The 23,062-nt window shown below is 54.5% G+C and carries 22 protein-coding genes and 1 pseudogene; 3 read left to right on the plus strand and 20 right to left on the minus strand.

Features of this window, described 5'->3' with window-relative positions; genetic code table 11:
- Nucleotides 1-4: 4 nt before the first annotated feature.
- The 5 genes from SD70_RS10445 to SD70_RS10465 form a co-directional block, all read right to left on the minus strand.
- Nucleotides 5-1,375 carry an ABC transporter substrate-binding protein gene (locus tag SD70_RS10445; RefSeq protein ID WP_041047520.1) on the minus strand — a complete coding sequence of 457 codons (1,371 nt, stop codon included), beginning with the start codon at nucleotides 1,373-1,375 and terminating at the stop codon, nucleotides 5-7.
- 212 nt (nucleotides 1,376-1,587) lie between these two features.
- Nucleotides 1,588-3,360 carry a sugar phosphorylase gene (locus SD70_RS10450; protein WP_052487272.1) on the minus strand — a complete coding sequence of 591 codons (1,773 nt, stop codon included), beginning with the start codon at nucleotides 3,358-3,360 and terminating at the stop codon, nucleotides 1,588-1,590.
- Between the two features lie 192 nt (nucleotides 3,361-3,552).
- Nucleotides 3,553-4,308 (minus strand): ROK family protein, encoded by a 756-nt coding sequence (locus SD70_RS10455; RefSeq protein WP_041047521.1) that lies wholly within the window; start codon nucleotides 4,306-4,308, stop codon nucleotides 3,553-3,555.
- A 28-nt stretch (nucleotides 4,309-4,336) separates the two neighbouring features.
- Nucleotides 4,337-6,082 (minus strand): class I mannose-6-phosphate isomerase, encoded by a 1,746-nt coding sequence (locus tag SD70_RS10460; protein WP_041047522.1) that lies wholly within the window; start codon nucleotides 6,080-6,082, stop codon nucleotides 4,337-4,339.
- Nucleotides 6,083-6,200: 118 nt separating this feature from the next.
- On the minus strand, nucleotides 6,201-6,965 hold the full coding sequence (locus tag SD70_RS10465) for a DeoR/GlpR family DNA-binding transcription regulator (RefSeq protein ID WP_197080988.1): 765 nt from the start codon (nucleotides 6,963-6,965) through the stop codon (nucleotides 6,201-6,203).
- 234 nt (nucleotides 6,966-7,199) lie between these two features.
- Between SD70_RS10465 and SD70_RS10470 the strand changes: the two genes are divergently transcribed.
- The gene (locus SD70_RS10470; RefSeq protein WP_156157970.1) at nucleotides 7,200-7,442 is read left to right on the plus strand and encodes a hypothetical protein; all 243 of its coding nucleotides are present in this window, start codon (nucleotides 7,200-7,202) and stop codon (nucleotides 7,440-7,442) included.
- An 11-nt stretch (nucleotides 7,443-7,453) separates the two neighbouring features.
- Here the strand turns inward: SD70_RS10470 and SD70_RS10475 are convergent, their stop codons facing one another.
- A complete protein-coding gene (locus SD70_RS10475) occupies nucleotides 7,454-8,536 on the minus strand; it encodes an S-layer homology domain-containing protein (RefSeq protein ID WP_041047525.1) in 1,083 nt (360 codons plus the stop codon).
- A gap of 303 nt (nucleotides 8,537-8,839) precedes the next feature.
- On the opposite strand from SD70_RS10475, the gene SD70_RS10480 reads away from it, so the two are divergent.
- The gene (locus SD70_RS10480) at nucleotides 8,840-9,760 is read left to right on the plus strand and encodes an NAD-dependent epimerase/dehydratase family protein (RefSeq protein WP_041047526.1); all 921 of its coding nucleotides are present in this window, start codon (nucleotides 8,840-8,842) and stop codon (nucleotides 9,758-9,760) included.
- A 181-nt stretch (nucleotides 9,761-9,941) separates the two neighbouring features.
- On the opposite strand, the gene SD70_RS10485 is transcribed toward SD70_RS10480, so the two are convergent.
- The 6 genes from SD70_RS10485 to SD70_RS10510 form a co-directional block, all read right to left on the minus strand.
- Entirely contained in the window at nucleotides 9,942-10,511 is a 570-nt protein-coding gene (locus SD70_RS10485; RefSeq protein WP_041047527.1) for a spore coat protein, read from the minus strand.
- Nucleotides 10,512-10,633: 122 nt separating this feature from the next.
- Complete coding sequence (locus SD70_RS10490; protein ID WP_052487273.1) at nucleotides 10,634-10,852, minus strand: hypothetical protein; 219 nt, start codon at nucleotides 10,850-10,852, stop codon at nucleotides 10,634-10,636.
- Nucleotides 10,853-10,873: 21 nt separating this feature from the next.
- Nucleotides 10,874-12,091: a hypothetical protein gene (locus SD70_RS10495; protein ID WP_041047528.1), complete on the minus strand. Its 1,218-nt coding sequence runs from the start codon at nucleotides 12,089-12,091 to the stop codon at nucleotides 10,874-10,876.
- Nucleotides 12,092-12,103: 12 nt separating this feature from the next.
- Nucleotides 12,104-12,940, minus strand: a complete 837-nt coding sequence (locus tag SD70_RS10500) for a hypothetical protein (protein WP_041047529.1) — start codon at nucleotides 12,938-12,940, stop codon at nucleotides 12,104-12,106.
- Nucleotides 12,937-13,626, minus strand: a complete 690-nt coding sequence (locus tag SD70_RS10505) for an ABC transporter ATP-binding protein (RefSeq protein ID WP_041047530.1) — start codon at nucleotides 13,624-13,626, stop codon at nucleotides 12,937-12,939. Before SD70_RS10505 ends, SD70_RS10500 begins: the two co-directional genes overlap by 4 nt.
- Before the next feature lie 12 nt (nucleotides 13,627-13,638).
- Nucleotides 13,639-14,016, minus strand: coding sequence for a GntR family transcriptional regulator (locus tag SD70_RS10510; protein WP_041047531.1), 378 nt, complete (start codon nucleotides 14,014-14,016; stop codon nucleotides 13,639-13,641).
- Nucleotides 14,017-14,284: 268 nt separating this feature from the next.
- Here SD70_RS10510 and SD70_RS10515 point away from each other — a divergent pair, with 268 nt between their 5' ends.
- The gene (locus SD70_RS10515) at nucleotides 14,285-14,956 is read left to right on the plus strand and encodes a hypothetical protein (RefSeq protein WP_041047532.1); all 672 of its coding nucleotides are present in this window, start codon (nucleotides 14,285-14,287) and stop codon (nucleotides 14,954-14,956) included.
- Nucleotides 14,957-15,267: 311 nt separating this feature from the next.
- On the opposite strand, the gene SD70_RS10520 is transcribed toward SD70_RS10515, so the two are convergent.
- From SD70_RS10520 to SD70_RS10555, 8 genes and pseudogenes are all read right to left on the minus strand, one after another.
- Complete coding sequence (locus SD70_RS10520) at nucleotides 15,268-15,999, minus strand: glucosamine-6-phosphate deaminase (RefSeq protein WP_041047533.1); 732 nt, start codon at nucleotides 15,997-15,999, stop codon at nucleotides 15,268-15,270.
- A 3-nt stretch (nucleotides 16,000-16,002) separates the two neighbouring features.
- Nucleotides 16,003-16,983, minus strand: coding sequence for an ROK family protein (locus tag SD70_RS10525; protein ID WP_082053254.1), 981 nt, complete (start codon nucleotides 16,981-16,983; stop codon nucleotides 16,003-16,005).
- 42 nt (nucleotides 16,984-17,025) lie between these two features.
- A pseudogene (locus tag SD70_RS10530) lies at nucleotides 17,026-17,566 on the minus strand (chromate transporter).
- On the minus strand, nucleotides 17,563-18,189 hold the full coding sequence (locus SD70_RS10535; RefSeq protein WP_041047535.1) for a chromate transporter: 627 nt from the start codon (nucleotides 18,187-18,189) through the stop codon (nucleotides 17,563-17,565). The pseudogene SD70_RS10530 and the gene SD70_RS10535 overlap by 4 nt, the downstream one beginning before the upstream one ends.
- Nucleotides 18,190-18,217: 28 nt before the next feature.
- Entirely contained in the window at nucleotides 18,218-19,336 is a 1,119-nt protein-coding gene (locus SD70_RS10540) for an ROK family transcriptional regulator (protein ID WP_041047536.1), read from the minus strand.
- A 140-nt stretch (nucleotides 19,337-19,476) separates the two neighbouring features.
- The gene (locus tag SD70_RS10545) at nucleotides 19,477-21,084 is read right to left on the minus strand and encodes a gamma-glutamyltransferase family protein (RefSeq protein ID WP_041047537.1); all 1,608 of its coding nucleotides are present in this window, start codon (nucleotides 21,082-21,084) and stop codon (nucleotides 19,477-19,479) included.
- Nucleotides 21,085-22,212, minus strand: a complete 1,128-nt coding sequence (locus SD70_RS10550; protein ID WP_041047538.1) for a Gfo/Idh/MocA family protein — start codon at nucleotides 22,210-22,212, stop codon at nucleotides 21,085-21,087. It lies immediately after the preceding gene.
- Between the two features lie 20 nt (nucleotides 22,213-22,232).
- Complete coding sequence (locus tag SD70_RS10555; RefSeq protein ID WP_041047539.1) at nucleotides 22,233-23,039, minus strand: sugar phosphate isomerase/epimerase family protein; 807 nt, start codon at nucleotides 23,037-23,039, stop codon at nucleotides 22,233-22,235.
- Nucleotides 23,040-23,062 lie beyond the last annotated feature (23 nt).

A 23,062-nucleotide genomic window follows, 5' to 3' on the forward strand; every position in this document is an offset into this window, starting at 1 on the left:
TTGTTTACTTGGAATTCTTAATGATCGCGTTGCCTTTATCCTGAACCATCTTCAAGGCATCTGCGGCGGAAATTTTCCCGGACACAGCCTGATTTAATGCGCTGGTGTAAACTTCATCGCTAATTTGTGCCCATTGCGGAATCGGATATAGCGTCATCGGATACTCGATGCCCTTCATAAACACGTTGAATTCAGGGTGATCTTTATAGAATTGCGTATCCCCCATATCTTTGCGAATCGGCATACGGTACGGATAGTATTTGCCGTCGTCTCCCTTTTCGCCCTTCATCACCATTTCTTGGCCCGGCTTGGAGCACAAAAACTTGATGAGCTTCTCGGAAGCGGCCAGTTTGTCGCCTGTAACCCCGGTAGGAACGGAGAGAAGGTACGTGGTAACCTCAGTCGCCTTGCCTGCGGGACCGGTCGGAACTTCGGCCACACCAGCCTCGAATGCGCCGTTTGTTTTCCAAGCTGTACCAACTCCCCAAGGTCCGGACATTTCCATCGCTACGACCTGGTTTCCGAAATCCGTCTGAATCGCTCCTCCGTCTTTATTGAGCGAATCCGGAGGCGAGGTTTCTTTCAACAGCTTCGTATAGAACTCCAGCGCTTTAATGCCTTCAGGGGAATTAATGGCCACTTCATACTTACCGTTATTTTGGGTTACGAGCTTGGCCCCGGCTTGACCTGCAAACAAATCGTACATCCACGCCAAGTCGCCGCTCTGCTTGCCTGCCAACCCGATCCCGAATTGATCCGGCTTTCCGTCGCCGTTCGTATCGACCGTTAGCTTTTTGGCGTCTGCATAGAGCTCATCCCATGTTTTCGGCGGTTCTTTGATTCCGGCTTTCGCAAACAAGTTTTTGTTGTAAATGATCTGGATCGTATGGCCGAGCCACGGCATCCCCATCAGTTTGCCGTTATCTTCGGCCAAACTCCAAATTTGCGGCATGTAATTCGCTTTCTCGGCCCCGAAGTCCTTCGTTAAGTCGACGAACGCTCCTTGAGCGGCCAGCGGTTTGGCATCGCCGTAAGCAACCTGAAGCACTTCCGGCGACTTTCCGCTTAAAATTTGCGTCAGCAGCTTCTGTCCGGTCTGTACGCCTCCGAGCAGCTGCACCTTGACGTCCGGATTTTCCTTCTCGAACTGGTTGATCATTTCCTGGATCGCTTTGCCTCTGCCGGAATCGCTTGCCCAAGCAATCTGCATGCTGATGTTCGTCACTTTACCGCTGCTTTGCGCCGGTGCCGATGCATCCGATTTTGGTTGGGCCGCCGGTGTTGCTGCAGCTCCGTTGTTCGTATTTGGACTGCTGCACGCCGTCATCAGTCCCATTAAACCTGCGATTGAAATTAACCCTAACTTTTTGTTCATTGGATGACCTCCTCAATGATGGCATAAGGGCGATACGATTGGATTCGTTTGAAACATAGGTTCTGTCAATCTGCAATCCGTTCCGAAAGCGGTTTCCCATGAAGCGGCAGGCTGCCAATTGAAGATCAAGATTGCAGGAATCCGTCACTTGAAGGCAGGATCATATCTCCCCGGCAATGACGCTTGGAAACAGTCCGGGGAAATGACGATCTTCATTTTCCATCACCTCCCTCAAGCCTTTTGATCCACATTACTTGATAAGGCTCCAACGACAACCGAAGGGAATTTTCCAAGTTGAAGGATTTGCCTGAAAGCAAATCGACCGCAGTTCCCCCGTTCATCCACCCCGTGTCGATAAGCGGGCAGAGCAACTGTACCGGATCGTTGGTAATGTTCACAAGCACGAGAACATGCCCGCCTTCCGACGACTTTCGCACGATCGTGAACAGCCTATCATCGCACTTTAGGACCTTCTGCGAGGCATTGGGGTGGAAGCTCGGCTCGCCGGCCCGAACCTCGATTAATGTTTTCAGGGAATGAAACACCTGCTGGCGGAGAGAACCTTCCCGTTCCAGCTCGAACTGCAGCTCATCGTATTGCAATCGCTTCCGGTTAATGGATCGGTAACGTCCGGTTGCCTTTACGCCCTCAAGATCGTTCTGAGATCCGAACAAGCTGTGAACGTAAATCGCCGGCATTCCCATAAAGGACAAGAGAATAGCATGGGCTGCGATAAACCGCTTCACCTTCAGTTCATCCGGATCCTGAGGATGGGAAAGGGCATTTAAATAGTTAACATTTAACTCGTAGGGGCTTTTCGTTCCGTCCCCGTTATCTTTATAAGAGATAAACCCGCCGTGCTCCTGCACCTTCCGGGCCATGGCGTTCACTTCATCCTTGGTCAGGATCCCTTCCACCGGGCGCACACCGATCCCGTCGTGCGACGCAAGGAAATTGAAGAAAGCCGTCTCTTCTGATGTGGGTTCAAGCGCATCGGCCCAAGCCAGAAGTTTGCTGCTGTTGCCGGTGTGAAGCGTATGCAGGGTTAGCGGCGGCAGCGGGAATTGATACACCATGTGCGCTTCGTTGGAGCCATTACCAAAATAACTGATGTTGTCCTTATGAGGAACATTCGTCTCGGTAATTATAATGGTGTCCGGGGTGGCACTTTCCAATACTTCCCGTATCACTTGTACAATTGCATGAGTTTCTTCCAAGTGCATGCAGGTCGTCCCAAGCTTCTTCCACATAAAACCGATGGCGTCCAGACGAATGTAACGAGCTCCCCGTGCCGCATACATGAGGAGGATGTCCAATATTTCAAGAAGCACCTTCTCGTTGGCATAGTTCAAATCGATCTGATCGTCGCTGAATGTTGTCCAGATGCTTTTTTCTCCTGCAGGGGTATTGAACTTGGTCAGCAGCGGCAAAGCGCGCGGACGCGTCACGCTGCTGTAATCGGCATTGGGATCGGCTTCGACAAAATAGCCCGCATATACCGTATTTCCCGCCAAATATTCTTGAAACCAGCGGCTGTGCTGAGAGATATGATTGATTACCCCGTCAAACATCAAATCAAAGTGATGCGACAGCTCCGTGATATCCTCCCAATTTCCCAGTTCGGGGTTGACCTCGCGATAATCGATGACCGAGAAGCCGTCGTCGGAAGAATACGGATAGAAGGGGAGTATATGTACTGCCGACAATATCCCCTTGCAATGACGCTGCAAAAAGTGCCCGAGTGTCTGCAGCGGCACCTCACCGCCGCTTCGGATCGAATCGCCGTAGGTAATAAGCATGACGTCCTTTTCCGATACCCAGCGTTTAGGTTCCGCCTTCAGCGATTCCGAATAGCGCTCAAGCAAACGACGGATTTGACCGATAATGGCGGAAGCCTTCTCTTGCCCGTATACGAATTCGATATTGCGGCCGATCCTATTTGAGAGTTCTTGCTCGCTATATGGAGACTTATGATCTGCGTTCATCGGAATCACCTTCCTAATGGTCTTGCAACATATGATAAATGCCAAGGAATGTACTTCGCTGCGTATCGTCGCTAATGACGACGTAAGCATGAATTCCTCTTTGAAGCAGTCCTTGGCGAAAGCCGGGAACGAATAGTTCTCCGCTTTTGGAAATTTGACCGCCGAGCACGACGATGTCGGGACTGAAAGCCTTTAACGCCGTCTCCAGGCTTCCGCCATCCGGCTGCCGAATGTATCGAACAGCCGGATCGAGTCCTCATCCCCCCGGCGAGCCGCTTCGGCAAGTCCTTTCACGTCTTGACCTTGCAGCTTTATTCCCATTTCACGGGCAAGTTCAAGTATCCCGCGCCGCGAAACGTAATCGTCAACGACGCTGGAGCGGTACGGCAGATGATACACCCAGCCGTTCTCCGGAACGTCGTCTCGCTGCCGAATCAAGCGGCCGGTCTCTACAAATCCCGAACCGATTCCGGTTCCAAGCGTAAGACAGACGGCCCGCCGATACATTGCCGCTTGTCCATAATGCGCTTCTCCCATCGCGAACAGAGCGGCGTCGTTCGCGAAGCGCACCAGGGGCTTCGCTTGGAGCCTATCGGCTATTCCGCTGTTTGTCCTCATCCCGCAGAGCAGCCGATCGCCAACGCGCATCCCGTACAGGGCCTCGAATTTATTCAACCCTCGAATATAACTGATTCCTCGCTCATAATCGAACGGTCCAGGAAAGGCGTAACCGATGCCGGCAATCTGTTCGGTGCCGTCGGGATCCGCCTTTTGCAGCACATCGGCAGCCGTACGGACAAAATGGCCGAAGATTTCATCTGCCTCCCCGTTCGCCATTGACTCGTAATGGGAGAGAGTGTGCTCCAAGAGCCGCCCCGAGGCATCGATCGCTCCCGCCTGAATAGACGTACCTCCGACGTCGAAAGCCAGGTAAATTCCTTTCTTCATCCCCGATCCCTCCGCAAGAAGTTGTTTGTCAGCCTTTGACAAACGCCTTAATCGTCGCGATGGTCCGACCGACGCTCGGCCCGCTAGGTCTGATGACAAAACGCTCGATGGAAGCCGGGATGATAAAGGTCTCCGCATAATGCACAACGAACGGCTCGAACATGCCGTCCGGGCTTTCCACGACGGCCTCTTCACCCTCAACGAGATTCAGCATTTGAACGCTTCCGTTGCCGGTGTGGAGCACAGGCTCGGAGAACCAGTGGCGGCGCGTTTCGATGAATTCGAATTCGTGCAGACCGGTTCGCTCCTCCCGCCAGCCGTTGCCTTCGGCCACCAGTTCCACCCGGCCCACTAACTCCCGTTCAACCCAGGACGTCGTTCGATCCCATTGAATGACCTGGGCGCCATGGTCCAGGTGAACCGGACGGGGCTTGCCGTCCAGACCGAGCCGATCCCAATCCCATAACTTAAAGGTGAAAATATACGGCGTCGCGCTAATCTCAAGCACCATACAATCGCTTCCCGAGCAATGAACCGTACCCGCGGGAATTAAGAAGTGATCGTGCTTGGAAGCCGGAAAAACGTTCACATACTGTTCAGCCGGAAACGAACCGCCTCCCCGCTCGGCTTTCCGCAAGTCGTTCAGCATCTGCTCCGGAGCCACGCCCTCCTTGAGGCCCAAATACACTTGAGCTCCAGGCTTGGCGTCCAGGATGTAGTAGCTTTCGTCCTGCGTATAGGGCATGCCGAATCGAGTTTGAATATAATCGGTCGTTGGGTGGACTTGCAGGCTTAGATGCTGCCCGCCCATCGTATCCAGGAAATCGAAGCGGATCGGGAACTCCGCACCGAAACGCGAGTACACTCGCTCCCCGAGCAGCGACTTCGGTTGCAGGAATACGAGATTAATCGCCGGCACTTCCATCCGGACCGAACCGAAATCCAGATACAAGCTGTTCTCCTCCGGCACACCGTCGAAGCCCCATGCATACGGATGCTCTTTGTTCGGTAAAAATAGCTTGCTCTCGAGCCATATTCCGCCCCAGACGCCAGGATCAAAATACGGCACAAGCCGAAACGGCTGCCGCGAAATCTGTTCCATCCCGTCCAGCACAGCGTCCCATAACGCCAGCTTCGGATCGTTCTGCGCATTGGTGTCGAGATAATAGTCGATCCGTTGAAACAACGAACGTTTCAAACGATCCGCCATGCGCCACTCATGAAAATAGCCCCGCTTGTATTTTCTCAGCATATCCTCGTCTTCGTTATGCGCCAGCCAATTGCCGAACTCCTTCGACCGGTAGCGAAGCTGGATCTCCCAGCGGGCCAAGTCCGCGTACACAAGCAGGTCGCCGTGAGTTACAAGTGAGGCGCCGAAGCCGATCACGATGACCGTCCCCTCGGGAACCGCCTCCACCCGCTCTCTGAGCTTTGCGAGTTTGTGCGGATCGTACATTTCTTCAATATGAAACGGCGCCATGTAACCGAACACACGATCATCCGTCAGGTAACGCTCAACCATGCCGTTAATCTTGGCGGCATCTATTGCTGCAGCTTCTGCCTCGATGACGTCAGTCGGATGGAGATAAGGCCGGAGCCCCTCCATAATTTCCTGCTGCCGAACACCCGGATAGCACTCAATGACAACAACGGACTTAGTATTGTTTTGCAGTCGCGATTGCAGAACCGTTCCGATGGCCGCATAGCCGCGGCATACATCTTGATCCCTCCCCCGAATTCCAATCGACGGCTCCTTGTTGTATGCTGTGGTCATCGCTGCCTCCCGCATTTATTATCATTATCTCTCATAATATAACATATATGAACACACTCGACTACAAAAAAATCTCTTCGCGTCCAAACAGACGCAAAGAGATTGCCTTCATCCGACTTTACACCACATGCAGTTCTACATTTGCCGACTCGCAAGCGGTGCGTACGTATTCCGGCACTCCGCTGTCCGTCACGAGCACCGACACTTCGTCCAGGCGGGCAACCGTGGCGAACGACCGGCTGCCGAATTTGGAAGAGTCAAGCAGCATTACCGTTCTCGCGGCGGACTGGATCATCACCTTCTTCACTTGCGTATCCATCAGGTTCGGATCGGTGAACCCCGCATCCACCGTGAAGCCAAGTGCGGACAGGAATGTAGTGCGGGCATGATACTGGGCGAAAAACGACTCTGCCACCGGACCGACGAATGTGCCCGAAGGCTCACGCAGCACGCCGCCGCAGCATAGCACGGTGTGACGTCCCGCCACCGCCCTCAGCTGCTGGAGAGCATCTAATCCGTTCGTCATCAGCGTCAGTTGCGAATGCTTGATATAGGAAGCCATCTTCGATACGGTCGTCCCGCCTTCCACAATAAGGACATCTCCGTCGGAAATAAACCGCTCGGCGGCATAAGCCGCAAGTTTCTCCTTCACATCGGCGTTCTTCGCCAGCTTATCGCGCAACGCCGGCTCTTTCAACAATTTATCGGCGTACATGGCTCCCCCATGGGAACGAACGACATCTCCTTGCTGTTCCAGCAGTTCAAGATCGCGACGAATTGTCATCTCGGAAACGCCGAACTGGTCGCTGAACTCTTTAATCGAACCCCCACCGTGGCGGATCAAATAATCGAGTAGAGCCTGCCTTCTCTGAATCGGCAACACAATCGAACACCTCAACATATGAAATAGGAACATTATCACATAACATAACACATCTTAGACATTTCGTAAAATAAAGATTCAATGATTTCTATATCAATTCCATCGACCCAGTTCACAATCTGTCAATTAAAATCATGTAAAATCAAGAGCGCGGCGAAATGTCGGCCCCGCTCGCACCGGACGGCGATGCCTTGCCGGGAGGAGACGCATTTTTATTGGGTTCATTTTCAAACGGTGGGCGAATGGTTCGAGGTTAGCGAGAAGCTGGCGGACGACGGCGCAAGGTCGGGCCAGCCTTATGCCCAAATCGAGCAGTTCGCTTTCTACGTGGCGAAGACGGGGGCGCTTCAGGCGCAAGAAGACGTTCCGCCCTGCACTTGCGCACGCGGACGATCCGATGGAAGAATATTGCACCGATTTTGGCACCGCCGGCCGCCGATAGCGAAACCGGCTGCCGCTTCAGCGGCAGCCGGCTAGCTTTTACAAGATCAGAACGGCTGAGTCCGATCCGGCAAGTAGCGAATCAGACGCTCCACGAACGGCTCCTGCGACGAGGACTCGTGCGCCACCATCGACAACTCTTCGACCCAGCCGAACGACCAGCGGCTTTTCGGCACGTCCGGCCAATGCTGGATGACGGCGATCGCGCCGTCCGTAAGCTGGCCGCGCAGGAACATGATGCACAGCAGCTTAGCCGCCGCTTCCCGCTCGATCGCGCTGTCCAAATTCGCCTTGTCGCCCCCGATTCCGTCCACATACCGGAGCGCTTTCGCCGTGCCGGCGGCAAGCTGCCCCCAGTGGCCTTTCGTATCGCTGAAGCCGTTTAGCGGATACGGCGTTATGCCCCGCACCCGAAGCATAAGAACGATGAATTCACCGCGAGAAATCGGATCGTCGGGCCGGAACGCACCGCCGCTGCCGTTCATATAGCCTGCGGCTGTAACTTTTTGCACATACGAGTATGCCCAATGCGAAGCCGGCACATCGTTATAAATGTAAGGTGTTTTCGCTTCCGGCAAGCCAGCCAGCCTCGATACGATCGCAGCCGTTTCCGCGCGGGTCAAGTTCGAGGCCGGATGAAATCCGCCGTCGGGATACCCGTTAAACACCGGCTGATCGATTTCCGTGCCCAGCCTGATTTCGATCGCAGGGCTTTGCACGGCGAGCCCTCCGTCCATGCCACCGGTGCACGCCACTTGGGCTTCGCCTGCCGCGGCGTCCGCCTTCACCTTCAGGTTAAAATGAATGACATCGGCCCCGTTGTTGTTCAGATCTTTCAAATTCCACGTCAGCGTTCCTTTGTCCGCTTCCCACACTGCCCCCGCCGTGTCGACAATGTCCAGACTGTCCGGCACCTTCACTTTAACCCAGGCTTTCGACATGCTCTTGTTGCTCACATAATGATACAAGATGTGCATGCCGACATGGCCGCCTTTGTCGACCGCGCGTTGGTCGGCCACGCATTGCAGCTCCAACGGAGACGCCGGATCGGCGGCAGAAACGGCCGGCAACGCCAGCACCGCGAGCAGCACGGCTGTCAAAATGCGCCGAATCCAATACGGCTTCCACATGGGATCATCCCTCCTCATTCTGATGCGGGCGACGATTCTGTAGCCCTATGCTAATCGATTCGCTTCCGGCTTATCGTTTGGAGGGGGAACATATGCCTTTTTTTCCAGTTCTTGTACATGCAGTCCCATCGACCGATATCGGATAAGAAAAACCGGAGGTTTTGCCTCCGCTTTATGACGAGAATACTTGTGCCCGGTCGGAGACCTGCGGCTTGTTGAGAATGTTTGCGGGAAAGTCTCGAATATTATTTATAGTAATGGAAAGTACCAGGGATTTATAATAATAGAAAAGGAGTGATTGCGATGGTTCAAACTGCTTTAATCATTGGAGGAACAGGGTTTCTGGGCTCCGCTATCGCCGAAGAACTGGGGCGGGCCGTGGTGGATATTTCCGTTCTAAGCAGAGGTCGAAAAATCCAATCGTCCGAGCGGTATAAGTTCATTCAAGCAGATCGTACAAACGCTGATGAGCTAATGAAGGCTTTGGGAAACCGTACCTATAATCTCGTGGTCGACTGTTCCGGTTATCAAGGTGAGGACGCGGCACATGCAGTCCGCATCTTTCGTGAAGCATGCGGTCATTATGTGTTCATAAGCACGGATTATGTATACGCCTCCAGCAGCGAAACCACCCTTCCGATCCGGGAATCGGCATTGACCCATCGGGATACCCCTTATTCCGCAGGAAAGCTGGACTGCGAGACTGTATTCCTTGAAGCTTGGAACGAATCCCGGTTTCCTGTAACCGTGCTTCGGCCGCCGCACATTTTGGGGGCGGGCAAGGGGCTGGGCTCCGACCAGGTGCTCGGCCGGCATCCCGGTATTCCGACAATGATCCGCGAGGGCAGCGGCTTGCGCTTGCTAGCGGAAGGCCAACTCCTGATCCAACCCGTATGGAATCGTGAAGTTGGTCTTTGCATCGCGCATATCGCGTGCATGGAGGAAAGCTTCGGGCAGTTGTTCAATTGCACCGGTCCGGATTGCGTGACGACACGGCGCTATTACGAGATCGTCGCGGAGATGCTGAATGTTCCGCTTCATTTTGAATCGGTTGCTGTACAGCATTTTATCCGCGAGAATCCGGATCAACGCCACTACACACGTCATCGTATCTATAATACTGGCCGATTAACCGAAGTAACCGGTTATGTGCCGCACCTTCCTGTAGAGAGTGCTATCCGCGAAACGCTGGATTGGATGCTGGCCCACGATTCCCTGCGATAGCAGAGCCCTAATAGGGATTTGGTTGTTGTCCTCTCGGAGTATCCGCAGTGTTCTTGTCCGACATATTCAACGGGCTCTTGCTCTTGGGCTTTTCAAGAACATGAAGAGAGATTGACCAATTCATTTTAAAAACGAAAAAAGCCCGCGATATCCGCGGACTTGATTCGTCACCTTCGCCTTGCTATTGATACACGTTCATCGGTTGCTGATACGGGACCTCTTGGTAAATTTGGCCGAGCGTCTGCATGACGCCCGGCTGGGCCATGGCTACAGGATACCAGCCTTTGCGCGCCATGTACGCCCATACCTCGTACGCCTGATGGGAGCACATCCGGAAAGCGTCCTCCAGGAAAGCCCTAAGCTGCGGCGTCGAGCATTCGAAAGCTCCCCACGCATAATCGCGGCCAGACCGTTTCAGCGTCAATAAGTACGAAGTCGCGATCGATCTGTCGTCCAACTGCGATAGCTTCACCTGCGGCTGAAAAGCAGGATATTGCTGCTGGGCCGGCGGCATGCCCGCCGCCATTTGCAGCTCCGGGACGTTCAGCTGATCCCGGGACCCCATCGTTTGTTTCGCGAATTCCACCTTCATGTTGTAATCCTGAATGTGGGCCGGATAATGCCGTGCGATCATGTCGCGTAGCTCGGGATCTGTAGCCTGATTCAGGAACAGAGCCATCGACTGAATGGAATTCGTGCAGCTCAGCAGCAATTCGTTTAATTCGTGGGCTTCGTGGGCAGCAAGTTGCATTGGAAATCATCTCCTCTTTAGGCATTTATTACTCAAAGTATTATTCCAACCGGGAGATGATTTATACGCGGCAAAATCCATCGAAATCCGCCAGCGGCATCCTTGTTTCCCGCGGATCAGGTTCAACCGACCGTCAGCGCATGCTTGATCGCCGCCCGTTTCGCGCGCTGCCGCCGCTCCGCTGCCGGCTCCGTCAAGAAGCCGGGCGTCCGCGCGAGCTCCAGCAGCGCTTTTTTCGCCGCATCGGCCGCACTGTTTTCTCTCTGCAGCAAGTAGTACGCAATTTGATAGCAGTAGCCTTCATATTCCTTCAAAATGACTGCCAATGCCTGCGAGTCCATGGCCTCCCGTCCTCTTGGCGGCTATTTTACGGATAAACTGTATATATCTAAATTGTCGAGCGTCTCCTCGGGATAACGATCCGGTTCTGCGAGAGCGATCTTTCCTTCGTAGATCGTGCTGCCTGTCTTCATATCGGCAATGAGGAGCGAGGGCGAATGGGGGCCATCCTTGTCAGAGCCGGTCACCATGTACAAGCGTCCGCCTTTGATCTCCATCGAGCGCGGCTTGGAGCCAGGGTGCAACGAGTATACTGCGGACTTGGCAGCGGCAATATCGTACTGAATCGCCTTTATCTCTTGACCGGTTTGTTTGTTGCTCTTGGCGAAGAAAATCGAATCGCCCGCAACCTCGATTTGCATCAGTCCCTCACGGCTGCCGCTCAAGAAATCTCCGATTTCCTTCGAATCGACCTTCACTTCCCGGCCGCTCTCCACATCGTACACAAACAATCGTCCCCCCACCTCATCGGAACGATAACCGCCGCGGGCATCTTGAATTTTCTTCACCAGGGCGGCGTAGACGACCGCATACTTGCCTGGCCCCATTGGCTTCGAGATGGTTTGCGGTTTCAGAACCGTTTCGATTCCCGGTGTTCCCGTATTGTCGTACGGCAGCGTTCGATCTGCGGGTGTTTGCCCGCTTTGCAGGCCCAGCGTGTACATGTGGATTTCCGCAGGTTTGTTTTTCAAATAATTGACCGTTACAACTTTAAGCTGTTCCCCTGCGGCCAGCACATCGTTGACGAGAATAAGCTCGTACCGTTCTCCGTCCGGCACTGCCGCTTCGTAGGAAACCGTACGCTGCTGCTTTTTGTCGAGCACCGAGACCGCGAAACGAAAATTCCTCTTGTTTGCTTCTTTGTTTCGTTCGACATTGGCGTACGCAACCCGCGCATCATCCTCGTATAATGATCTGATCTCCCGCTTTCCCCGCATGAATTGGGGATAACTTTCGATCAGCGAACCGAGCTGCGTGCCGCTCCAATCGATACCGAGCTTTTGAAACAAGTGGCGCTCCCGGCTATATTCGCTTCCTTGCGCATCGATAGAGACCGTTTCTCTCATTTCCCGGTTGCCGTACGACCCCCGCAAGGTCACTCCGTCCGCCGCCCGTCCATCGCCGGATTGCTGCTGCAGCACGAACTCAGGCAGCCGGTTCGCCGCAGCCTGCACGTAATACGAGCCGACTCCGGCTACAATGAGGGGCGCAAGCAATATCGATAACCAATACCGTTTCATCGTGGTAGCCTCCTACACCGTCACTTTGTTTTTGATCAAATATGAGCTGAGTCCGAGCGATCCGCATCCGATCAGGAAGCCGATGGCCAGCTCCATCCACCATAGTTCTCGCGGGTACAAATAGTTCGGAAACGCGCTTTCCGCCACGAACGCAGGCAAAACGAAGATGAGCACGGTTGCCGCACCGTACACGACGGCGCCGATCGCCCCTTTGAACCGGAAGCTTCGTTCAAAGAGAATCGCTGTAAAGACAACGATAACTCCGGCGAGTCCGGCCCCGTAATACAACAGAAAGTCGCCGATACGATTCGGCACCAATATTTTCAGGAGCGGATGGGTTGCCACTATGTCGGGTATGGAGAACGAGTACCTCAGATCGCTTGGAACATACCCGTTGAACGCCGCGTTTTGCAGCGGAAGAATGAGCAGCTCGAATGCGACGAGCCCCAACACCAGCAGCAGAATCGCGGTCAGCTTGGCCAAATAGACGCTCATGCGGGAGGCGGGTATCATGAGCAGCCTGTAAATGAACATATTTTTTCCGAGCCAGTCCCGATACCAGATAAGGAATACATAGAGCAGCAGCGCCGAGGCGCAGATGGCAATGGGCCCAGTAAAGAACAAACTGCCGGTCGTGTAGCGATAAAAGCTGGTCGGCCCGTATTTGGCCGCATAGTCGGCCGCACTGATCGATTCGGTAAACATCGCCTCGCGGACCTGGTTCAAATAAGAATGAGCAAACAGAAAGATTCCGGCGAATTGCAGCAGCAGCGTCAGCGCGAATAGTGCGGCGTACAGCTTCCGGATGCGAAATAGCTCATAATGGAGCAGCTTCAAATAACGATTCATGTCTGGTACACCTCTCTCATGACGTCTACAACGGATTTGCCTTCGGATAAGCGGAGCTCCTCCGTAAGGAATTCCTTGAGTACCGTGCCCCGGTCCAGCAGCACAGCTTTGTCGATCAGATGCTCGATATCGTGGATTTCGTGAGTCGTGATGAGCACGCCCCGATCCTCGATGAGATGGCTGGTGAACACGTTCGCGATCTGCTCCCTGCTGAACATATCGATGCCGGAAAACGGTTCGTCCATCAGCAAGTAATCCACATCCAGCGCCAGACCGAGCAGCATGTTGGTCTTGGCTGCGTTGCCCTTCGACAGGTCGGAGATCCGGTCATCCCGGTTCAGCTTGAAGAACGACAGCAGCTCTTCCGCCCGCCCCTCATTCCATCTGGCGTAAAAGTCCTTCATAAAGAGCAGCGCTTCGCCGATCGTCATCTGCGGAGGCATGATGATCGTATCGGGAATGAATGCCACTTTCTCGTAAAGGTGTTTATCGATCGGCTGTCCGTCGATCAGGATGCGGCCGCCTTGAATGGGCGTAAGCCCCATAATGGCTTTCATGATGGTCGACTTGCCCACCCCGTTAATGCCGATCAGGCACGAGATTTGCCCTTTATCCGCGGTGAAGCTGACGCCGCTGAGCACTTTTTTGCGGCCGTATTTCTTCGTAACCGATGTCACTTCGATCATCTCGTTATCCCCCTACTCCTTGGAACGTTCTTTGGCGTAAACCTCTTTCACGATGTGCAGCAGCTCGTCTACAGGCACATCGATCGTCTTGATCGAAGATACGAACGTATGAACCGCATCCAAAATGAGCTCTTCGCGAAGCGAGCTGAGCACGCGCTCATCCGTCGTAATCCGGCTTGGGGAATTGCCTTCCGTTCGAATCAACCCTTGTTCCTCCATTTCCTTATAGGCCTTCTGCGCGGTGTTCGGATTAATGTGGAGAGCTCCCGCCAGCTCCCGCCGCGACGGGATCTCTTGGCCCGCTTGCAGCCTGCCGGTTGCGATCTCCTGCTTGAAGTACCGGACGACCTGCAAATAAACCGGATCCCGGTTATTGAACGTAACCTTCATGAGCCCATCTCCTAGGTTCGCTTGATCGTAGCAAGTGTATGTACTATGTAGTTCATACACTTTATACGTGTACTATACGATTAATACACCTGTCGTGTCAACCCCCGTGGCGGAAATAAATTACGTTTGGTAATAACGATTGAACCAACTGGGCTGGTTATGTTCATATTTTTCCCATATAATGAAAGACAAGTGACGAAGAACGTCCCGTTCCATTCCGATGAGTGGAAACGGGACGTTTTCTATTTTGTTGGAGGGAGATGAAAAAGTGACTTTTGCAGAAGCGCACGACGCATTTATCCGTCATCATCTCGAAAGCAGGACAGGAGAGCGCAGGGGCCGGCTGGAAAGGGGGCATCTGCACGGTGAAGCGCTGTTCCTCAGAAACGTTTGGTGGCCCCTCCGGGGAAGTTTCGAAGATCTTCATCCGGAATACGAAGTACTCGATTGGCGGGGCAGATCTTATTTTGCCGATTTCGCTTGGCTTCCGGGATTCGTGAAGCTTTTGTTTGAAATCAAAGGCTTCGCCACGCATGTACGGGACATGGACCGGCAAAAATACTGCAACGAGTTGAACCGCGAAACGTTCCTCCACACGATGGGGTATAACGTCATTTCTTTTGCTTACGACGACGTCGAACAGCGCCCCGACCTGTGCATCACGTTGCTGCGCACAGTGCTGAGCCGGTATCAGCCTAGCCAGACGCCAATCTCCCGCGCGCTGCTTGCGGAGAAAGAGATTATACGACTTGCGATCCAATTGGCCGGGCCAATCCGACCGAAGGATGTAGCATGTCATTTTGAAATCGATCACAAGACAGCGGTCCTGATGCTGAAAAAGCTGTGTACAAAAGGCTGGCTGTCCCCTTCATATCGCGGCAAGGGAGAAAGGGTTGTCCGTTATGAGTTGGCGCGCGGTATGCTGGATTATTTTGATTAAAAGGAAAATGTCCTGATAAATGTTCTGATTGATTGCTTTTCTCTCCGTATAACGGGAAAACATCCTGTTATTTTGGTTATTTTTGATTAATTAACCACCTAATCGCAATTTTTGATGGAGGATTTCCGGTTAATTCCTCCTTAAACGTTATTACAGTCAAATTGGATGGAGGATTTCCCTTTAATAAAGCAGTAAGGTGTCGCTAAAACCGCAGCGAGCCTATGCGGTACAACGCGGGGTGCCGCAGAGCGGACGAACGTTAATAAGCAAAAAAGACGGGAAACCCCTGTTTCCCGTCCATCCCAATGATGCTACATCACTTGCCCGGCAGCGGCCTCGTCCAGCAATACCGTCAAGTTCGGATGAAGCTGCAAAACGGATGCCGGCACTTCCGTCGTCACCGGACCGAATAAGGCGGTTCGCACGATATCGGCCTTGTCGCTCCCTTTGGCCATAAGTACGGCATGCTTGACGTGCATGATCGTCTTAATCCCCATCGTCAGCCCCTTACTGGGCACTTCATCCAGCGATGCAAAATGAAACTTGGCTCGGATCGATTCCCGCTGCGAACCGTTAAGCTGCACGACATGGCAGCCGGAATGAAACGGGGTGCCCGGCTCGCAAAAGGCGATATGCCCGTTCGTGCCAATGCCGATAAATTGCAGATCGATGCCCCCGACTCGCGCAATGGCCGCTTCAAAATCCCGGCATTCCTGCTCCAAATCCCCCGTCGTCCCGGTAAAATACCGGATTTGCCCGGGCTCAAGCGCGATCGGATCGTACAGCTGCTCCTTTAAGCGGCAAATGCCCCGGGACGGATGAGTGTCCGGCAGTCCGACCGTTTCATCGAGATTGAATGCGGTAATTTGCGACACGTCCACGTTCTCTTCGATGATTTTTCGAGCCAGCGCCCGGTGAAAGCCGTTCGTCGTATTCCCCGTCGCAAAGCCGATAGCGCTGTTTCGTTTCATGCGGATTTGATCTACGGCGAGTTGTGCGGCTGCTGCGTCAAACTCGCTGGTTTTCACGGCAAGGATCGGCATGCTTCAGTTCACCTCCTCTTGATTGAACGCCAGGCACGCCGCCCCCAGCAGCCCGACCTGATCTACGGGGAGGCTGGAGGCGCGGACGCTTTTGAGCGATGCCCGATTGCCCGCGAGCGCATAGCGGGATACATATTCCTCCAAGTATGCGATCAGCTTCCGGCTGCGGAGCACTCCCCCGCCGAAAATAAGCTGCTCCGGATCCAGCAAATTGACGATATTCACCATAGCGATCCCGAGGCCCCGCAACGCTCTCCCGGCAATAGCCGCAGCCAGCTCGTCCCCGTCTTCCGCCGCCCGAAAAATCGTACTGGAACTAAGCCGGTCTTCCTCACGGAATTGCCGCAGCACCGTGTGCGGGTACCGCTCCATTTGCTTGATCGCGCTTTGGATCATGCCTCCTCCGGAAGCAACATTTTCCAGGCAGCCGGCATGCCCGCAATGGCACGGTTCGCCCTCGGGTTCCACGACCATATGCCCGATTTCGCCGGCAAAATTGGACGTCCCCCGCAGCAGCCGGGCATTCGATACGATGCCTGCGGCGATGCCGGTTCCGATATTGACGTATACGAAGCTTTCGGAATCTCTTCCCGCTCCCCAGTAAAGTTCGGCCAGCGTCGCCGCATGCACGTCGTTATCGACAAATACCGGACATCCGTATTGCACGCGCACCAGATGCGCCAACTCGACAGGCTGCGAGATGCGCATGTTCAAAGAGCGAAGCCACACTCCCCGCTGCGGATCGATGTCGCCGGGAAGACCGATCCCGATAGCGGGAAGCTTCGCCCCCGGCCACGTTGTGCCCATAAAGTCGCGGAGAGCGTCAATAACCGATGAGACGGTGGCTTCCTGCGAGCTTCGGTCCATACTATATCGTTTGGAGCAAAGGACCGTTCCATCGCCGAGAACGGCGCCGATTTCAATTTTCGTGCCTCCGACATCGACGCCGACCACCGCTCGTTCACTGCCAAGACTAAAATTCATAGCTCACTCCTTCACCACCGCAAACGGCTTCATTTTCGATGGCTATGCATGGAATACGGACAAGACAAAACCGCCGTACGCAAAAGCGGCAACGATCACGAGAGCGGGATGTACCTTCTTTACCCCCATAAGCCAGTAGGCGGCTGCGGCAATGCCGATCGACTGCCCTATGCCTATCGCATGCAGGGAACTGCCTCCCATTTGCCACGTGAGAAATAGCATCATGACCGCGATGACAGGCTGCACCAACAGCGTCATGCCTTTGACAACCGGGGAATTCCGATAGCGCCGCAGCACTTTCAGCAGCCATATAAGCGCGATGGCGGAAGGGGCAACCGTGGCGAGCAAAGCAACGATTATTCCCCATAATCCGGAACCCGAAGCCGACAAAAGCCGCGATTTTGGTTGCGATCGGACCGGGCAGCGCGTTGCCCAAAGCAAGCATGTTGGAAAAGTCCGTATCGGTGGACCACCGATAATGAGTAACGATCTCCTGATACATAAGCGGAATGGAGGAAGGCCCTCCGCCGTAGCCGAGCACATTGGCAACGAAAAAACCGATCAAGAGCTCAATCCAGTTCATGCGGAGTAATCCCCGTTTCTTTCCGCTCTTTGCCGCCGCATGCGCTGCCTTTTCGCCGTCAGCCAGGCCGCCGTCCTATAGTGAGCGGCGCCGTAGCCGAGAAACAGGACGATGACGAGAGCCGGATGAAGATGCACGACCTGCAGCAAGGCAAACGCTGCGACGAAACAGGCAAAGCCGAGCGGTTTGCCGAGCCCTTTCACGGCACGTTCGGCAAATTCGTAGGCCATCATGCCGAGCATGACCGCGATGACCGGCACAACCGCCGCAATAATGCCCTGGACAATGGCGCTCTGGCTAAACAGATGTACGGCGGAAAGCAACGCGATCATGCAGATTGTGGAAGGAAGTATATGCGCGACGACCGCTACCGCGGCACCCAGCGCTTTCTTTTGGCTGTAACCCAAATATGCGGCGATTTTGGTCGCGATCGGTCCAGGCAATGCGTTCGCCAGCGCCAAAATTTCGCCAAATTCGTCGTCCGTAAGCCAGCGGTACCGCTGTACCGCTTCATATCGGATCAGAGGGATAACGGAAGGGCCGCCTCCGTACCCCAAAATGCCGGTTTTCAGCAGAGCCCAGGCGAGCTCCGCATAAGGTTGAACGAGCTTACGTTTGTCCAATCCGCATCAGCCTCATTCCCGTTCATCTCTACTCAACCGTTTTGACTTTGAACATTTGGTGCAGTCCGAGCGTCGCCGCACCGATAGCTGCGCCGAACTCCTTCCAATACGAAATTGCGATCGGAGTATTCGTCCAGTTGTCTTCATGCTCATGAATCAGATCGACAAGCTCGCGGAAAAACTGCTCGTCGGTCGTGATCCAACCGCTTAAAATCAACTGCTCTGGGTTCAGCAGCATCAGCATGTCGCCGCAATATTTGGCGATCCGCTTCATGATGCTGCGCATTTCCGATGCAAACGGTTCGGTCCCTTGCAAACCTAGCCGGATAAACTGCCGGATCGTTTCTTCCGGGACCGCCGACCGAAACGTGTCGGGATAAAGCCTGGTCAACCGGCTTGCCAAATCGCCCGTGCTGTAGCCGAAAAACTCGCGGACTCTCCCGGCCCTGCCCGTGCTTCCCCGATAAATTTGGTTGTTCAGCACAAGACCGGCGCCGATGCCGTAATCGATCAAAATGTAGACGATCGTTTGATGCCCTAACGCCGCACCGCTAAAACGCTCGGCGAAGCCGGCCGCATCCAGGTCGTTCACCAAATGGACCGGAATACGGAACGCCTCGTATAAAATGTCCTTTAACGGCATATTCTCGACTTCAAGGTACGTGGAAGAGACGAATTTTTGATCCGCCGTAATTCTTCCCGGAACGGAAACGCCCATCCATTTGATCGACGTTAACTCGATGTTCTGCTTTTTGGCGAAATCGCGAATGAGCTCGACAAGCTCGCCCCGAATCGTTTCCTCGCCGATCATGCGCTTGAGAGGCTGCGTCGCGACAATTTTCCCTCTCATGTTCAGCAGCACGCAGTGGGACGGCGAGTTGGAGAGGTCGATCCCCAATACGTAGCCGCTGTCTTCCTTTATGCTGAGCATCGTCATCTTGCGGCCGACCCCGGTTCCGCTCGTTCCCGATTCGTAGATGACGCCGTCTCTGATCGCTTCGTCAATCAGTACGGATACCGTTGTCGGACTGAGCTTGGTCCGCCTGGATAAATCCACTCGCGAAATAGGCCCGTCCTGATATACCAAATGCAGCAAAAGCGATTTGTTGATTTCCCGCATCGTCTGCTGATTGCCGAGTTTCTCCATATAGATCTCCTGATTCCCTTTTTTTGACTTTAAGCCATTATACCATCTCGCGTGGGACGACGATACGAAAGGACAACGTTTGCACAGTAAACGAAGGCACCCGCTGCCGCTTTCGCATCACCAGGAGACAAATTCATCGATTACCAGGACGCCACGGCTCCGTCGGCTCTCGGCTCGGTTCCCCCCGCCAGCACGCCGGAAGCGGGATCGCGCCATATGATTTGCCCGCGGCCGAACATGCCGGAATCGAGCGCGCGCTGCACGATATGCCCTTTTCTGGCCAGCGCCTGTGCGATATGGTCCGGGAACTGCGGCTCGACTTCAATCATTTTTTCCTTGATCCAGCGCCATCTGGGAGCGTCCAGCGCCGCCTGCGGATTGAGCCGGAACTGAATCGCATTCATGACGATTTGCACGTGCGCTTGCGGCTGAATCGAACCGCACATGACCCCGAACGGCCCGACGGCCTCGCCGTCCTTCGTAATAAAGCCGGGAATGATCGTATGGTACGTCTTTTTACCCGGGGCAACGACGTTCGGATGAGACGGGTCGAGGGAAAAGCCCGTGCCCCGGTTCTGCATGCAGATGCCGGTTCCCGGTATAACGATGCCCGAGCCGAAATCGCCGGCATGGCTTTGAATGAACGAAACCATGTTGCCTTCTCCGTCGGCGGCCGCCAAATAGACGGTGCCGCTTTTTTGCGGCTCCCCGGCTTCCGGCAGCAGCGCCTGCTGCTGGATGAGGCTTCGTCTCTCCTGCGCGTAAGCTTCCGACAGCAGCTGCTCGACCGTCACGTCCATGCAGGCCGGATCGGTGATGAAGCGGAGCCCGTCGGCAAAAGCGAGCTTGACCGCCTCAATCTGCTTGTGATAGGTTTCCACCGTATCTTTGGCGTCAAAATCAAGCCCCTTCAAAATATTGAGGGCGATGAGGGCGATCAAGCCTTGGCCGTTCGGCGGTATTTCCCACACGTCATAGCCGCGAAAATGTACGTGAATGGGGTCGACCCATTCCGGTTTATAGGCAGCCAAGTCCTCTTTCCTTAAAAATCCGCCGTTCTCGCGGTAAAAGGCGTCGATCCGCTCCGCCAGCTCTCCGCGATAGAACGACTCGGCGTTCGTCTCGGCAATGGACCGCAGCGTTGCGGCGTGATCGGGCGAGCGCCACATTTCCCCTATGAACGGCGCTCTTCCTTGCGGGGCGAACGTGCGCAGCCAAGGCTCGAACAGAGCATCGTTCAGAGCGCTTATGTTGCGGAAGCCGAGGTCCCAATATTTGCCGATCGTCGGAGAGACCGGAAATCCGCGTTCGGCATACTCGATAGCCGGCTGCAACACGTCGGCAAGCGGCAGGCGGCCGAAACGCTCCGACAATGCCGCCCAAGCGGCGGGAGTGCCCGGCACGGTAACCGGCAATACCCCGTAAGCAGGGATCGATTGGTAGCCATGCTCCTGAAAATAAGCGAGGTTCATCGCCGCCGGAGAAGGCCCGCTCGCATTGAGCCCATGCAGCTTGCCGTCCGTCCACACCAAGGCGAAAGAGTCTCCTCCGATGCTGTTGGAATTCGGTTCAACGACAGTCAAACAAGCTGCCGTGGCAATCGCCGCATCGATCGCATTCCCGCCCTTCTTCAACATGTCCAGTCCTGCTTGCGCGGCAAGCGGCTGGGCGGTGGTGACCATGCCACCCCTGGCATAAGTCGTCATTCGCTGTGAAGGATACGGATTCAGTAATGAGTCATAGTTCATTTACATGCACCCCTTCGCTTCAGAATTCGCTATGACTTCTTCAGCCGTCACCTCGCGGGCGAGCCGGTCGGACAAATAAATCCCTTCGCTGATCAGCATCGTTTGCAACGCCAATTCCGCCGTAGGCAGCAGCTCCACCCGGCCTTGCAGGGCAGCGATCCAATGGTGCTGCGACGATTCGTACGCGTCCTGATTGTCCCGCAGGCGGTTCCAGCGAATATCCATCGCGTTTAAATCCGGATAGCTGTCAAAATCGATGTCGCTGATGGTGGAATGGAAGCTGAACCCGTTCCCTGCGGCGCTTGAATTGGAGTAAGCCGGAAGACGAATGCCGCCGAGCGATCCGGCAATGCTGGAGCCTTCAAACGGGCCGAGATGAATCGACCACGCTTCAATGATGTCCATCGTGATGCCGTCTGCCATCGTCACGAATCCTGTTCCAAGCTCTTCCACGTCAAACCCGCTCTCCCGGCGCCTCGCTTCGTCCATGTCCATCTCTTGGTACACTTTACCGGTAATGCGCTTCACTTCGGGATTGCCGAGCAAGTAAAGCAGCTGCGCGATATGGTAGACGCCCATATCCAGAACGGCTCCCCCGGTCGCGGACTCCTTCCTTGTGAAAAACTTGGTGCCGTAGCCGTCGACAAAAGGCCGGCCCCGCCGGCGGTGTCCGGTCGACCTCGCATGATAGAGCTTGCCCAGCCGGCCGTCCTCGATAAGCGCTTTTGCCGCTTTCGTTTCTTTGCGGTACAACGTGCCCAGCTGAATGTGCAGCATGCGTCCGGTTGCTTTAGCCGCATCGCACATCGCTTTGCCGTCCGCATACGTTCCGGCAATCGGCTTTTCGCAGTACACGTGCTTTCCCGCCTGCATGGCGGCAATGGAAACCGGCGCATGAAAATTGTTGTGCAGGCATACGTCCACGGCATCGATATCGTCCCGCTTCAGCAGCTCCCGGTAGTCCGTATATACGTGAGGAATATGGTATGTTGCGGCTACTGCCCGCGCCTCTTCCTCGTTGACGTCGCATACCGCGACGATGTCGGCGCCGGCAATTTTCGCATAATTGTCCAAGTGAACTTTCCCGATGAGTCCTACTCCAATAATAGCTATTCGAATCGGTGCCATGGAATGCCGGTCCCTCCCCGTTAATTGTTTCGTTCCGCTGTACGGAGCAGCTTCTTCACAGCCGCCAGCATCCATTCGATTTCCTCGTACTGGTTGTCTTTGGCGTTATGTTCGACTGCCCAATAACCGTCGTATCCCGCTTGATGCAGTGCTTTCAAGGAAGCAAGGGCATTCTCCTCGGCTGCGGCCGTTTTCGTGTCGACATGCGTATGCACGACCCAAGGGGCTACCAGTTTGTCGCCGACGTGCACCTGATCCGGATTCCACCGTCCGAGATGCAGCAATATGCCGAAATTGGGGTGATCGACCGCCTCCGCGATTCGTTTGAGCAAATACGGATCGAGCGCCGCCCCCATATGATTTTCCGGACCGACGAAATAGCCGCCAGCCGCAGCTCTGTCGCACAGCTCCCGGTATTTGCCGACGATGTATTCGAATTGCCGCTCGCTGATTTCGGACGTTTTCGCCGTGCAAAAATCGATGCGGACCGTTTTCGCGCCCAGCATTTCCGCCACGCGCATATTTGCCAAAGCGTTTTGATACAGCTTATCCGTCATGCCGGGGTCCGCATCGATGAGATGGGCGCTGTCGATGGCGATATTGGGGACGATGAGCTGTCTCTCGTCCAAGGCCGCACGAATTTTTTTCACCGCATCGTCATCGGGCAGGACGATTTGGTTCGACGCGTCTCTGCCGAACTGGCCGTTCCACAAATCGGCGGCGTTCAAGCGGTACCGGTATTTGACCGATTCCAAATAACCGAACAAGTCCATCGTACCGGCATTCATGGAATTGAAGAACGAAAACCCTCCAATAGAAAGCTTCATAATCTCCACTTCTTCCTTATTTG

Origin of the sequence: Gordoniibacillus kamchatkensis (assembly GCF_000829455.1) — a bacterium.
Lineage (GTDB): Bacteria > Bacillota > Bacilli > Paenibacillales > NBRC-103111 > Gordoniibacillus > Gordoniibacillus kamchatkensis.

What these genes read in the sequence shown, in the direction of transcription:
- SD70_RS10495 (WP_041047528.1), bottom strand. Translation starts at nt 12,091, where the DNA reads ATGAAACGGTATTGGTTATCGATATTGCTTGCGCCCCTCATTGTAGCC.
- SD70_RS10520 (WP_041047533.1), bottom strand. Translation starts at nt 15,999, where the DNA reads ATGCCGATCCTTGCCGTGAAAACCAGCGAGTTTGACGCAGCAGCCGCA.
- SD70_RS10555 (WP_041047539.1), bottom strand. Translation starts at nt 23,039, where the DNA reads ATGAAGCTTTCTATTGGAGGGTTTTCGTTCTTCAATTCCATGAATGCC.
- SD70_RS10500 (WP_041047529.1), bottom strand. Translation starts at nt 12,940, where the DNA reads ATGAATCGTTATTTGAAGCTGCTCCATTATGAGCTATTTCGCATCCGG.
- SD70_RS10550 (WP_041047538.1), bottom strand. Translation starts at nt 22,212, where the DNA reads ATGGCACCGATTCGAATAGCTATTATTGGAGTAGGACTCATCGGGAAA.
- SD70_RS10540 (WP_041047536.1), bottom strand. Translation starts at nt 19,336, where the DNA reads ATGGAGAAACTCGGCAATCAGCAGACGATGCGGGAAATCAACAAATCG.
- SD70_RS10545 (WP_041047537.1), bottom strand. Translation starts at nt 21,084, where the DNA reads ATGAACTATGACTCATTACTGAATCCGTATCCTTCACAGCGAATGACG.
- SD70_RS10455 (WP_041047521.1), bottom strand. Translation starts at nt 4,308, where the DNA reads ATGAAGAAAGGAATTTACCTGGCTTTCGACGTCGGAGGTACGTCTATT.
- SD70_RS10505 (WP_041047530.1), bottom strand. Translation starts at nt 13,626, where the DNA reads ATGATCGAAGTGACATCGGTTACGAAGAAATACGGCCGCAAAAAAGTG.
- SD70_RS10490 (WP_052487273.1), bottom strand. Translation starts at nt 10,852, where the DNA reads ATGGACTCGCAGGCATTGGCAGTCATTTTGAAGGAATATGAAGGCTAC.
- SD70_RS10525 (WP_082053254.1), bottom strand. Translation starts at nt 16,983, where the DNA reads ATGAATTTTAGTCTTGGCAGTGAACGAGCGGTGGTCGGCGTCGATGTC.
- SD70_RS10445 (WP_041047520.1), bottom strand. Translation starts at nt 1,375, where the DNA reads ATGAACAAAAAGTTAGGGTTAATTTCAATCGCAGGTTTAATGGGACTG.
- SD70_RS10480 (WP_041047526.1), top strand. Translation starts at nt 8,840, where the DNA reads ATGGTTCAAACTGCTTTAATCATTGGAGGAACAGGGTTTCTGGGCTCC.
- SD70_RS10510 (WP_041047531.1), bottom strand. Translation starts at nt 14,016, where the DNA reads ATGAAGGTTACGTTCAATAACCGGGATCCGGTTTATTTGCAGGTCGTC.
- SD70_RS10485 (WP_041047527.1), bottom strand. Translation starts at nt 10,511, where the DNA reads ATGCAACTTGCTGCCCACGAAGCCCACGAATTAAACGAATTGCTGCTG.
- SD70_RS10450 (WP_052487272.1), bottom strand. Translation starts at nt 3,360, where the DNA reads ATGAACGCAGATCATAAGTCTCCATATAGCGAGCAAGAACTCTCAAAT.
- SD70_RS10460 (WP_041047522.1), bottom strand. Translation starts at nt 6,082, where the DNA reads ATGACCACAGCATACAACAAGGAGCCGTCGATTGGAATTCGGGGGAGG.
- SD70_RS10475 (WP_041047525.1), bottom strand. Translation starts at nt 8,536, where the DNA reads ATGTGGAAGCCGTATTGGATTCGGCGCATTTTGACAGCCGTGCTGCTC.